Source organism: Bradyrhizobium sp. HKCCYLRH2060 (assembly GCF_051168135.1).
Classification (GTDB): Bacteria; Pseudomonadota; Alphaproteobacteria; order Rhizobiales; family Xanthobacteraceae; genus Bradyrhizobium.
This window is the reverse complement of sequence record NZ_JBNPUK010000014.1, coordinates 35452-47798: the sequence shown is the minus strand read 5'-3', so window position 1 is coordinate 47798 and position 12347 is coordinate 35452. Positions and strand designations below refer to the sequence as shown.

Here is a 12347-nt window from a genome sequence, read left to right as displayed (position 1 = left end):
AAGGTTACCGGCAGGGCAGGTTGGGCTGCGATCAGCGCGCCCGCAGCCGTTCGAGCACGTCCGAGGTGGCAAATCCGTCCGCCGGCGCCCCGATCGAGGCCTGGAAGTTCCGCAGCGCCTCGCGCGTCTGGCCACCGAACTGGCCGTCCGGCGTTCCGCGGTAAAATCCGCGCTCGGCGAGCAATTGCTGCAGCTCGAGCCGCTCGCCGCGCGACAGCGTTCGCTCCTCGCGCGGCCAGGCCTGAACGAACGGCGGCGCGCCGCGCAGGCGGTCGGCGAAGTGTCCGATCGCCAGCGCATAGGCTTCCGCAGGGTTGTATTTCATGATGACGCGGAAGTTCTGCAGCATCAGGAAGCCGGGGCCCTGGGCGCCGGCCGGCGCCAGCAGATAGGCCTTTTCGGCGCTAGTCGGGAACGGCCGACCATTGGCCCGTCGCAGGCCGAGCTGTTCCCACTGGCGGAAGCTCATGCTCTTGGCGCGGTCGGCGAGCATGTAGTTGAAGCCCTGGGGCACCACGACCTCGTAGCCCCAGCTCTGGCCGCTCTGCCAGCCGTCCTTCTTCAGATTGTTGGCGGTCGAGGCGATCAGGTCGGCCGGATTGTCGACGACGTCGCGGCGGCCGTCACCATCGGCATCGACGGCGAAGCGCTTGAACGCGGTCGGCATGAACTGGGTCGGGCCGAAGGCGCCTGCCCAGGAGCCGCGCAGCTGCTCGGGGCGCAGATCGCCGCGATTGAGGATTTCCAGGGCGGAGAGGAACTCATCCTTGAAATAGGCCTGGCGGCGGCCGATGCAGGCGAGCGTCGCGGTCGACTGCAGCACGCTGCGGTCACCGATCTGGGTCGAGTAGTTGGACTCGATGCCCCAGATCGAAGCGACGATGTAACGGTCGACGCCGTAGGCGCGCTCGGCCGCATCGAACTGCGGCTTGTACTTCGCCAGCACCTCGCGGCCCTTCGCCAGCCGGTTGTCGTTCACCAGGATGTCGAGATAGTCCCAGATCGATTTGGTGAATTCGGGCTGCGCGTCGAGCAGGTCCATGATGCGCAGGTCCGGCGACAGGCCGGCGGTAAAGCGCTGGAAATTGTCCTGCGTGATGTTGCGCCTTGCGGCATCTGGCCACATGCCGGCGACGCAATTGTCGAAATTGCCGGCGGCCTCGCGGATCGCCGCCGCCGTCATCAGCGGATGGCCGGAGGCGCCGTCCTCGCCGCTCCACGGCTGCGGCCCGCCGGCGGCAGGGGGCTGGGTGGGGGCGGGGTTGCCCTTGGTCAAGGTGCCCGTGAACAGGCCGTCGAGAAAGTTCAGCGGCCCGCCGCCGGATTGCGCGACAGCGGAACCGGACACCACCGTCAACGCCGTGACCACAACCGCCGCGCCGGCACCCGCCTTCAGAGCTGTCAGCATCACGTTCCGTCGCATCATGTCTCGATCCAGATCGCATGGAAGATCGGCCTCCACGAGGCCCGGTCCTGCTTAACGGGAGATTAACAAGGTTAACGATTTCCGCAGCGAAATTTAGCCGTTCGGTCCATGTCGAGCGGAACACCGGACCAACATCCGCCTTTGTTCTCGGCTGCAAACGAGCTACCTAAAATGCGATCGATTTCGCATTCATATCGCCACAAGGTCTAGTCATCCCCATGAAGATCCGCAAAGCCGTTTTTCCGGTCGCCGGTCTCGGCACCCGCGTCCTTCCCGCCACCAAGGCGATGCCGAAGGAAATGCTGACGATCGTCGACAAGCCGCTCATCCAATACGTCTTCGATGAAGCCAAGGAGGCGGGCATCGAGCATTTCGTGTTCGTGACCGGGCGAAACAAGACCGCGATCGAGGATCATTTCGACCGCATGTACGAGCTCGACGCGACGCTCGCGGCGCGCGGCAAGAAGACCGAGATGGAAATCCTGGCGCGCGACCAGCCGGAGGCTGGCGCCGTCAGCTTCACCCGCCAGCAGGCCCCGCTCGGGCTCGGCCATGCCGTGTGGTGCGCGCGCGACATCGTCGGCGACGAGCCGTTCGCGGTGGTGCTGCCGGACGAACTGGTGCTGAACGCGCCGGGGTGCCTGGCGCAGATGATCGCCGCCGCGAACAAGCTGCCCGAGAAGAGCAATGTGCTCGCGGTGCAGGAGGTGCCGGCCGACCAGACCCATCAATACGGCATCTGCGGCGTCGGCAAGCGTGACGGCAAGATCTTCGAGGTCGACGGCATGGTCGAGAAGCCGGCCAAGGGCACCGCGCCGTCGAACTTCTCGATCACCGGCCGCTACATCCTGCAGCCGGAGATCTTCAAGATCCTGGCGACGCAGGAGCGCGGCGCCGGCGGCGAGATCCAGCTCACCGACGCGATGATCGGGTTGTCCAAGACGCAGAAATTCTACGGCGTGGATTTCGACGGCGAGCGGCACGATTGCGGCTCGAAGTCCGGCTTCCTGAAGGCCAACATCGCCTTCGCCATGGCGCGGCCCGACCTGCGCGATGGCCTGCGCGAGGACATGAAGCGCTATCTCGACGGCAAGGGCTGAGGCCAAGCCGACGAGAAATGCCGCGCCTTCGAGACAGTTGGTGGCATCACGCCGCCAGCGAGGCCGCGGGTGACGGGTTATGCACCGCTGCGCTGGCGCAGCGGTTGCGGCCTGCGGCCTTGGCCATGTAGAGGGCGCGGTCGGCGGCATTGAGCAGGCCGGTCCAATCCGTGTCGCGCGACGGCGTGACACTGGCGGCACCGATGCTGATCGAGGTGGTGCACGCCTCTCCCGCCCACAGCTTGACCTTGCTGCGGATCGTCTCCGCGACGCGCAGCGCATCCGCTTCCGAGGTCCCCGGCAGCAGCACCGCGAACTCCTCGCCGCCATAGCGCGCGGCGCAATCGCCGGCGCGCCGCACCGAATCGGAAATGCACACGGCAATGCCGACCAGCACCTGGTCGCCGGCCTGGTGCCCGTGGGTGTCGTTGTAGCTCTTGAAGTGATCGGCATCGATCATCAAGAGCCCCAGCGGCGCGCCGGCGCGCTGCGCCCGCCGCCATTCGAGCTCGATGGTCTCGTCGAACTTGCGCCGATTCTTCAGGCCGGTCAGCGGATCCGTGGTCGCGAGCTGCTCCAGTCTGGATTCGACCTTCGCCCGGAGCTGGATCTCGCGCGCGGCGACCTGCGTCGCGGCCAGGACGAACACGATCAGCGCCAGCATCATCGCCCCGATCTCCGCAGCCTCATGGCGCCAGTAGGCATAGACGCTGTCCCACGACTTGCTGGCGATCACGACCAGCGGCTCATTGGCGTTGCGCCAGACCAGGAGCCGCGGCAGATCGTCGAGCGCGCCATGGCTGCTCGACCAGCCGGCCGGCTCGGTGAGCGCGCGGGTCACGGCCGGCGCCCGCGCCAGGTTGCGTCCGATCGCGGCAGGATCGAACGGCGCGCCGACGATGACGGTGCCGTCGCGCCGGAGCACGGTGATGTTGTCGCCCGTTCCGAGCGTGAGCCGCGCGAACAGGTCGCGGAAATAGCCGAGGCGGATCGAGCCGGCGACGACGCCGGCGAAGCGTCCGTCCGGCGTCGAGATGCGGCGACTGAGAACGATGGAATATTGGCCATGATGCTGGGCGGGCCGCCCGACATAGAGCCCGGTGTCGGGCCCGTCGCGATGCACCTGGAAGAAATCGGCGTCGCTGCGGTCCTCCGGCAGCGGGTCGAGCGTCGACGATTCGAGCGACAGCCGCCCGCGGGCGTCAAAGACCTGGATGATGCCGAAATTCTTCGCGGTCGACGAACGGTCGAACAGGATCAATTGGCGGACCGGCTTGCTGACCTCGTTGATTTCGGGCAGCAACATGTTGCTGGCCACGGCCCGCAGCGAGAGATCGTAGAGCTCGACGTTGCGGCTGATGTCGGCGCCGATGCTGGCGGCCATGTTCTCCAGCGCCTGCCGGGCGCGGACCTCCTCGCTCCGGCGCAGGTCGATCATGACGCTGGCGCAGATGGCGGAGAAACCGATGATGGTCGAGATGGAGCAGGTGATCAGCGTGCGCGCCGAGAGCCGCCAAGGCTGCGTCGCCCGGCCCGTTCGGCGTGTCCAGCGCATCGGCTCGTCCCGTCCCCGTGAAACCCCGTCCGTAGACTGACGGATCAGGCCGAAGTAACGCATGTTAGGTTAACGAGCGGTTGCGTTCGCTGCGCCTGTCGTCAAGGCGGCCGCACACGCGCTGGTATGAGGGAGTCGAGACTTGCCGGACTATGATGCGCTTCGAGACTATCTCAAGCGGCAGACCCGCCCCGAACTGGTGCTCAGCCTCGAGGAGATCGAGGAGCTGATCGGCGACGGCCTGCCGCGCGCCGCGCAGCGCGCCTCGTGGTGGGACAGCCTGCGGAGTCCGCAGGAGAAGATGCCGCAGCGCGAGGCCTGCCTGGCGGCAGGCTATGTCGCGACCCGGTTGCCCGATGGCAAGGGCGTCCGCTTCCGCAAGCTGAAGCCGGAGCGCTGAGCTGCATCAGTGTCCGCGCAATTGGCCTACATCCTGCTTTCCGGGCGGTGCTGCAGTGTGGTTGAGCTTTCAGAGCGCGATCGAGCCCGCATTGTGACCGAGGATCTGGAGAGACGGACATGAACGGGCAGGACCTGCGCCACGAGATCGCCGCGGTCAAGGACGGGCGGCTATCGCGCCGTGACTTCGTGCAGCGGATGCTGGCGGCCGGACTGACGGCGCCGCTGGCCGGCATGATGCTGGCGCATTCGGGAGTGGCAATGGCGGCGCAGGAATTCCCCTACAAGCCGACCAAGGCGGGTGGCGGCGGCGCGCTGAAGCTCCTGTTCTGGCAGGCGCCAACCCTGCTCAATCCGCATTTTGCCATCGGCTCCAAGGATCAGGAATCCGCGCGCGCCTTCTACGAGCCGCTGGCCGGCTGGGACGCCGACGGCAATCTCGTCCCGGTGCTGGCGAGCGAGATTCCCAGCGTGGCCAACGGCACCGTCGCGGCCGACGGCACCTGGGTCATCTGGAAGCTCAAGCAGGGCGTGAAGTGGCACGACGGCCAGCCGTTCACTGCGGACGATGTGATTTTCAACTGGCAATATGCCACCAATACCGAGACGTCCGCAGTCACCATCGGCGACTACAGGGACCTCAAGACGATCGAGAAGTTTGACGACCACACCGTTCGCCTCGTGTTCAGCCGGCCGACGCCGCAATGGTTCACGCCGTTCGTCGGCGGCCGGGGTGCCATCATTCCGAAGCATCTGTTCAGCGACTACATCGGCGCCAAGTCGCGCGAGGCGCCGAACAATCTCAAGCCGGTCGGAACCGGTGCCTATCTGTTCGTCGACTTCAAGCCGGGCGACATCCTGACCGGCAGGCTCAATCCCGACTACCACGTTCCGAACCGGCCGCATTTCGACACGCTCGAGATCAAGGGCGGCGGCGACGCGGTATCGGCGGCACGCGCGGTGCTGCAGACCGGCGAATATGACTACGCCTGGAATCTGCAGGTCGAGGACGAGATCCTCGTCAAGCTGGAGACCGGCGGGACCGGGGTCGCCGAGATCGTGCCGACCGGCAATCTCGAATTCATCCTGCTCAATGCCACCGATCCCAATGTCGAGGTCGACGGCGAGCGGTCGAGCCTCAAGACCAAGCACCCGCTGTTCTCGGACCCGGCGGTGCGCGAGGCCATCAACCTCCTGATCGATCGCGCATCGATCCAGAAATTCGTCTATGGCCGCGGCGGCATCGCCACGGCGAACTGCGTCAACAATCCCGCGCGCTATCGCTCGCCCAACACGCGCTTCGAGTTCAACATCGACAAGGCGAACGAGATCCTGGAGAACGCCGGCTGGAAGAAGGGGACGAGCGGGATTCGGGAGAAGGACGGCAAGCCGCTGAAGCTCGTCTTCCAGACCTCCACCAACGGGCCGCGGCAAAAGAACCAGGCGATCGTCAAACAGGCCTGCCAGAAGGCCGGCATCGAGCTCGAGCTGAAGTCGGTGGTGGGTTCGGTGTTCTTCTCCAGCGACGTCGCCAATCCCGACACCTACACGCACTTCTATTGCGACATGGAAATGCTGATGATCACGATGTCGTCGCCCGAGCCGCAGGCCTTCATGACTCAGTACGTGTCGTGGGAAGTGGCGAGCAAGGCCAACAAATGGCAGGGTCGCAACATCTCGCGCTGGCAGAGCAAGGAGTATGACGATCTCTACAACGAGCTCACGCGCGAGCTCGATCCGGTGAAGCGTGCGGCGCTCTACATCAAGCTCAACGACACGGTCTGCGCCGGTCGTCACGTGCTGCCGGAGCTCAATCGTCCGCGCGTCAGCGGCATCCGCAAGGGTCTGCAAACCCATTCCTCGGGGTGGGACAACGACCTCTGGCAGCTGCCCAACTGGTATCGCGAGAGCTGAGCACTCCTTACGGCGTCCCGGTGCGGGGCGACCGTCGTTGACGACGTAGTTCCATTTTCCGGGATGCTCTGGCAATCATTCTTCCCGCATCTGCGAAGTGCGACAATCGATCCATTCTTTATTGCGGAATTGGCCCGGATTCTGCTTTGACAGTCGCTTCGAAGGCTGATCCAATTTTGTGCAGTTCCCGATCGATGCATGACGGGGACGCGTTTTTGGCATTCAGCACCACTTTGGAGTCGATGAATGAACGAGCGTGACCTCCGTAGCCAGATCGCTGATGTCAAAGCAGGACGCCTGTCACGGCGCGAATTTGTGCAGCGGATGATTGCCGTGGGGCTGACCGCGCCGATGGCCGGCGCGATGCTCGCCCATTCCGGCGTTGCGATGGCCGCCGAGCCGATCGCATACAAGCCGACCAAGGCCGGCGGCGGCGGCCCGCTCAAGCTGCTGTTCTGGCAGGCGCCGACTTTGCTCAACCCGCACTTCGCCAACGGCACCAAGGATCAGGAGGCCTGCCGGCTGTTCTACGAGCCGCTCGCCGGCTGGGACGCCGACGGCAATCTCGTGCCGATTCTCGCGGCCGAGATTCCGAGCAAGGAGAACGGCCTGCTCGGCGCCGACGGCCTGTCGGTCACCTGGAAGCTGAAGCAGGGCGTGAAATGGCACGACGGCAAGCCGTTCACCGCAGACGACGTGATCTTCAACTGGGAATATTCCGTCAATCCCGACACCGCTGCGGTTTCGATCGGCAGCTACCGGGGTATCAAATCGGCAGAGAAGATCGACGACCATACTGTCAAGCTGACGTTCAAGCAGCCGACGCCGTTCTGGGCGGATGCCTTCGTCGCAGCCTACGGTCCGGTGATTCCGAAGCATCTGTTCGCCGACTATATCGGCGGCAAGTCGCGTGAGGCGCCGGCAAATTTGAAGCCGGTCGGCACCGGCCCGTACGTCTACGTCGATTTCAAGCCCGGCGATTCCATCTCCGCCAAGCGCAACCCCGATTATCATCAGGAAAACCGCCCGTATTTCGACACGGTCGAGGTCAAGGGCGGCGGCGACGCGGTGTCGGCGGCACGCGCGGTGCTGCAGACCGGTGAATACGACTACGCCTACAATCTCCAGGTCGAGGACGAGATCCTGACCAAGCTGGAGACCGGCGGCCAGGGCAAGGCGCAGCTCACGGTGACCGGTCACATCGAATATATCGCGCTCAACGTCACCGATCCCTGGACCGAGGTCGACGGCGAGCGCGCGAGCATCAAGACCAAGCATCCGGTGTTCTCCGATCCGGCCGTCCGCAAGGCGATCAACCTGTTGATCGATCGCGCCTCGGTGCAGAAGTTCATCTACGGGCGCGCTGGCGTCGCGACGCCGAACTTCCTCAACAATCCCGAGCGCTTCCGCTCGCCGAACAACAAGTTCGAGTTCAACATCGACAAGGCCAATCAGATCCTGGAGGAGGCGGGCTGGAAGAAGAACTCGTCCGGCATTCGCGAAAAGGACGGCAAGCCGATCAAGCTGGTATTCCAGACGTCGATCAACGCGCCGCGCCAGAAGAACCAGGCGATCATCAAGCAGGCTTTTCAGAAGGCGGGCATCGAGGTCGAGCTGAAATCGGTCGTCGCGTCGGTGTTCTTCTCCTCCGACGCGGCCAACCCCGACACCTACACCCATTTCTACTGCGACATGGAGATGTACCAGACCACCATGCCGCAGGCGGATCCGCAGTTCTTCATGAACCAGTTCACCTCATGGGAGGTCTCGAACAAGGAGAACAAGTGGCAGGGCCGCAATGTCTCGCGCTGGCAGAACAAGGAATACGACGAGACCTACAAGCAGGCCTCGAGCGAGCTCGACCCGGTCAAGCGCGCGGCGCTGTTCATTAAGCTCAACGATCTCGTCGTTCAGGACAATTACATCCTGCCCGAGATCAATCGCCGCAACTGCATCGGGTTGAAGAACGGGATGGTCGCTAACAAGAGCGGTTGGGACAACGATCTCTGGCAGATCGCCAACTGGTATCGCGAGACCTGATTGCGCCACCAGCATGATTAGACATCCGAGAGGCTGAGCGATGGGAAACTACCTCCTCAGGCGCCTCATCGTCGCGGTGCCGAGCCTGCTCGGCATCAGCGTCATCCTGTTCGTGCTGCTGGCGCTCGCACCGGGCGATCCGTTCGGCGAGCTCGCGAGCAACCCGAACATTCCCCCGGAGGTCCGCGAGGCGCTGCGCGTCAAGTTCGGCATGGATGACCCGATCATGGTGCGCTACTTCCACTGGCTGATTGCGATGATGCATGGCGACTGGGGCTTCTCCTTCGCCAGCCGCGTCAACGTCGACACACTGATCCTGCAGCGCATTCCGGCTACGCTCTACGTGGTCGGAACCGCTCAGCTCCTCGCGCTGATCGTGGCGATTCCGGTCGGCGTGCTTGCAGCACGCCGGCCCTATTCGATCTTCGACCAGATCGCCAACACCTTCGCCTTCATCGGCTTCTCGCTGCCCACCTTTTTTACCGGGCTGCTGCTGATCCTGATCTTCAGCGTCAATCTCGGCTGGCTGCCATTCGTCTATCGTGCCGACATCCAGGCCACGGGCTGGATGTGGTGGTGGGAGAACTTCAAGCAGGCGGTGATGCCGGTTACCGTGCTCGGCCTCTACCAGGCCGCGTCGTATACGCGCTACGTGCGTTCGGCCGTGCTCGACGTCATCAAGCTCGATTACGTCACGACGGCGCGCTCCAAGGGGCTCGACGAGAGCAAGGTCATTGTCAAGCACGTGGTGCGCAACGCGCTGATTCCGGTGGTGACGCTGGTGGCGCTGCAGATGCCGACTGTGTTCGGCGGCGCCATCGTCACCGAGCAGATCTTCCGCATTCCCGGCATCGGCTCGCTCCTGATCAGCGCGATCCTCGCGAACGATACGCCCGTCATCATGGCGGTGACCTTCGTGTTCGCCTGCCTCGTCGTCCTATTCAACCTTATCGCCGATATCCTGTATGGCTGGCTTGACCCACGCATCTCCTTCCGTTGAGACGCCGCTCGCGCCGGCTTCGACGAAGCGCCGATTCTCGCCCGGACGAGATGCGGTCAGGCGCTTCCTGCGTCACCGCCTCGCGGCCGTCAGTATTGTCGTGCTGGCGCTACTGGCGCTTGCGATCGTCGTTGGCCCGTGGATCTGGCGCGTGCCGATCAACGAGATCGATTTCACCGCGCGGCTCGCGGCGCCGTCCTGGGACCATCCGTTTGGCACCGATGATCTCGGGCAGGATCTCCTGGCGCGCATGATCTATGGCGGCCGCATCTCGCTCGCCGTCGGCTTTGCGGCAATGGCGGTCGGCCTGTTCGTCGGCGTGGTCATCGGCGCCATTGCCGGCAACTCCAAGGGGCCGGTCGATGCCGCGCTGATGTGGCTGACCGACCTGTTCCTGTCGCTGCCGCAGCTGCCGCTGCTGCTGCTCGTGATCTATCTGTTCCGCGACCTGCTGAAGGGCCTTGTCGGGCCGGAGGGCGGCACCTTCGTCCTGATCGTGCTCGTGATCGGCGGCTTCCGCTGGATGCCGGTGGCGCGGCTGGTGCGCGCGCAGTTCTTGTCGCTGCGCGAGAAGGAGTTCGTCGAGGCGGCGCGCGCGCTCGGCGCCTCCAACGCCCGTCTCGTCGTCCGCCACATCCTGCCGAACGCGCTGGGACCCGTGATCGTCGCCGGCACCATCGACGTCGCGGCGGCGATCATCGCGGAATCGACGTTGTCGTTCCTCGGTCTCGGCTTCCCGCCGGACATTCCGACCTGGGGCCGGCTGCTGTTCGACGCCAAGGACTATCTCGACATCGCGCCGCATTGGGCGCTGTTCGCCGGCGGCGCGATCTTCCTCACGGTCATCGCGATCAACTTCATCGGCGATGGCCTGCGCGATGCGCTCGATCCGCGGAAGGTGATGTGATGGACGCGCGCGTAGCTCCGCTGCTCGAGATCAAGGGGCTGAAGACCTATTTCAACACCGACGAGGGCGAGGTCCAGGCCGTCGACGGCGTCGACATCTCGATCGGCAGCGGCGAGACCCTGTGCGTGGTCGGCGAGTCCGGCTCCGGCAAGACCGTCACCGCGATGTCGGTGCTGAAGCTGATCGCGATGCCGCCCGGCCGCATCGCCGGGGGCCAGATCCTGTGGCAGGGTCGTGACCTGGTGTCGCTCGGCTCGTCCGAGATGAACAAGATCCGCGCCAGCGAGATCGCGATCGTGTTCCAGGAGCCGATGACCTCGCTCAACCCGGTCTACACCGTCGGCGATCAGATCGCGGAGGTGATCCGGCTGCATCAGGGCCTGTCCAAGAAGGCGGCGATGGATCGGGCGGCGGAGATGCTGGCGCTGGTGCAGATCCCCAATCCGAAAGCCCGCGTGCACGATTATCCGCATCACTTCTCCGGCGGCATGCGCCAGCGGGTGATGATCGCGATGGCGCTGTCGTGCAACCCGAAGCTCCTGATCGCCGACGAGCCGACCACCGCGCTCGACGTCACGATCCAGGCGCAGATCCTCGATCTGCTGCTCGACATGAAGGAGCGGCTCGGCATGTCGATCATGCTGATCACCCACGCGATGGGCGTCGTCGCCGAGGTCGCCCAGCGCGTCGTGGTGATGTATGCGGGCCGGGTGGCCGAGGAGGCGCCGGTCGATCGTCTGTTCGCCAATCCGCGCCATCCCTACACGCAGGGCCTGATCCGCTCGATCCCGCGCATCGATCTCGACGCGGTCAGGAAGAGCCGGCTGGAGAGCATTCCCGGCAGCGTGCCGAAGCTGGTCAATCCGCCGGAGGGCTGCCGCTTCGCCTCGCGCTGCCGCTTCGCCATTCCCGATTGCAGGACCGCGCAGCCTCTGCTGCGCGAGATCGAGCCCGGCCACAAGGTGGCGTGCATCCGCGCCGAAGAGACGTTGCTGTGATGACCGAAGCTGCCATTGCCACGCCCGCCGCACCCGCGCCGCTGCTCAGCGTACGCAACCTGACCAAGGCGTTCCCGATCCGGGGTGGGCTCTTGAAGCGCCAGATCGGCAGCGTGCGCGCGGTGGACGGCGTCAACTTCCACATCGAGCCGAGCGAGACCTTCGGCCTCGTCGGCGAGTCCGGCTGCGGCAAGTCGACCACCGGGCGCTGCGTGCTCAGGCTGATCGAGCCAAGCTCGGGCGAGCTGAATTTCGAAGGCAAGGACGTCATCGCGCTGTCCGGCGAAGGCCTGCGCGCGCTCCGCCGCGACATCCAGATCATCTTCCAGGACCCCTATGCCTCGCTCAACCCGCGCATGACCATCGGCGCCATCATCGGCGAGGCGCTGACGATCCACGGGCTGGCGACTTCACGCCAGCAATACGAGGCGCGCATCGTTCATCTCTTGGAGACCGTCGGCCTGCAGGCCGATCACATGACGCGCTATCCGCACGAGTTCTCCGGCGGCCAGCGCCAGCGCATCGGCATTGCGCGTGCGATCGCGGTCGAGCCCAAGCTGATCATCTGCGACGAGCCGGTGTCGGCGCTCGACGTTTCGATCCAGGCCCAGGTCATCAACCTGCTCGAGGACCTGCAGCAGAAGTTCGGCATCGCCTATCTGTTCGTCGCGCACGACCTCTCGGTCGTCGAGCACATCAGCCGCCGCGTCGCGGTGATGTATCTCGGCCGCATCGTCGAGACCGCGCCGTCACGCCAGCTCTATTCGGCGCCGAAACATCCCTACACGGAAGCGCTGTTGTCGGCAGTGCCGATCCCGGACCCGAGCATCAAGCGCAAGCGCGTGCGGCTCAAGGGCGAGGTGCCGAGCCCGATCAATCCACCATCGGGCTGTCACTTTCACACCCGCTGCCCGATCGCCAAGGACGTCTGCAGCAAGGAAGTGCCGCCATTGAAGGCGAGCGCCGAGGGGCATCTCGTCGCCTGCCATTTCCGTTGAGGCGGAGGTC

Annotated in this window: 10 protein-coding genes; 8 read left to right on the top strand and 2 right to left on the bottom strand. The window is 64.9% G+C overall.

Translation table 11 applies throughout. From position 1 onward, the window contains the following. Nucleotides 1–31: 31 nt before the first annotated feature. Nucleotides 32–1426 (bottom strand): lytic murein transglycosylase, encoded by a 1395-nt coding sequence (locus ACQR10_RS24725; RefSeq protein ID WP_316216491.1) that lies wholly within the window; start codon nucleotides 1424–1426, stop codon nucleotides 32–34. Nucleotides 1427–1644: 218 nt separating this feature from the next. Here ACQR10_RS24725 and galU point away from each other — a divergent pair, with 218 nt between their 5' ends. Next, nucleotides 1645–2526 (top strand): UTP--glucose-1-phosphate uridylyltransferase GalU, encoded by an 882-nt coding sequence (galU, locus tag ACQR10_RS24720; RefSeq protein WP_315804753.1) that lies wholly within the window; start codon nucleotides 1645–1647, stop codon nucleotides 2524–2526. A 46-nt stretch (nucleotides 2527–2572) separates the two neighbouring features. On the opposite strand, the gene ACQR10_RS24715 is transcribed toward galU, so the two are convergent. Next, nucleotides 2573–4081: a sensor domain-containing diguanylate cyclase gene (locus ACQR10_RS24715; RefSeq protein ID WP_316216492.1), complete on the bottom strand. Its 1509-nt coding sequence runs from the start codon at nucleotides 4079–4081 to the stop codon at nucleotides 2573–2575. Nucleotides 4082–4223: 142 nt separating this feature from the next. On the opposite strand from ACQR10_RS24715, the gene ACQR10_RS24710 reads away from it, so the two are divergent. From ACQR10_RS24710 to ACQR10_RS24680, 7 genes are all read left to right on the top strand, one after another. After that, nucleotides 4224–4481 carry a DUF7662 domain-containing protein gene (locus ACQR10_RS24710; protein ID WP_316177305.1) on the top strand — a complete coding sequence of 86 codons (258 nt, stop codon included), beginning with the start codon at nucleotides 4224–4226 and terminating at the stop codon, nucleotides 4479–4481. Nucleotides 4482–4600: 119 nt separating this feature from the next. After that, nucleotides 4601–6394 carry a peptide ABC transporter substrate-binding protein gene (locus ACQR10_RS24705; protein ID WP_316216493.1) on the top strand — a complete coding sequence of 598 codons (1794 nt, stop codon included), beginning with the start codon at nucleotides 4601–4603 and terminating at the stop codon, nucleotides 6392–6394. Between the two features lie 246 nt (nucleotides 6395–6640). Then, the gene (locus ACQR10_RS24700) at nucleotides 6641–8434 is read left to right on the top strand and encodes a peptide ABC transporter substrate-binding protein (protein WP_316216494.1); all 1794 of its coding nucleotides are present in this window, start codon (nucleotides 6641–6643) and stop codon (nucleotides 8432–8434) included. A gap of 40 nt (nucleotides 8435–8474) precedes the next feature. After that, the gene (locus ACQR10_RS24695; RefSeq protein ID WP_316177308.1) at nucleotides 8475–9434 is read left to right on the top strand and encodes an ABC transporter permease; all 960 of its coding nucleotides are present in this window, start codon (nucleotides 8475–8477) and stop codon (nucleotides 9432–9434) included. Beyond that, nucleotides 9400–10341 (top strand): ABC transporter permease, encoded by a 942-nt coding sequence (locus ACQR10_RS24690; RefSeq protein WP_316177309.1) that lies wholly within the window; start codon nucleotides 9400–9402, stop codon nucleotides 10339–10341. The genes ACQR10_RS24695 and ACQR10_RS24690 overlap by 35 nt, the downstream gene beginning before the upstream one ends. Further along, nucleotides 10341–11339: an ABC transporter ATP-binding protein gene (locus ACQR10_RS24685; protein ID WP_315804760.1), complete on the top strand. Its 999-nt coding sequence runs from the start codon at nucleotides 10341–10343 to the stop codon at nucleotides 11337–11339. Before ACQR10_RS24690 ends, ACQR10_RS24685 begins: the two co-directional genes overlap by 1 nt. Then, nucleotides 11339–12337 carry an ABC transporter ATP-binding protein gene (locus ACQR10_RS24680; protein WP_315804761.1) on the top strand — a complete coding sequence of 333 codons (999 nt, stop codon included), beginning with the start codon at nucleotides 11339–11341 and terminating at the stop codon, nucleotides 12335–12337. Before ACQR10_RS24685 ends, ACQR10_RS24680 begins: the two co-directional genes overlap by 1 nt. The last annotated feature ends 10 nt before the right edge of the window (nucleotides 12338–12347 follow it).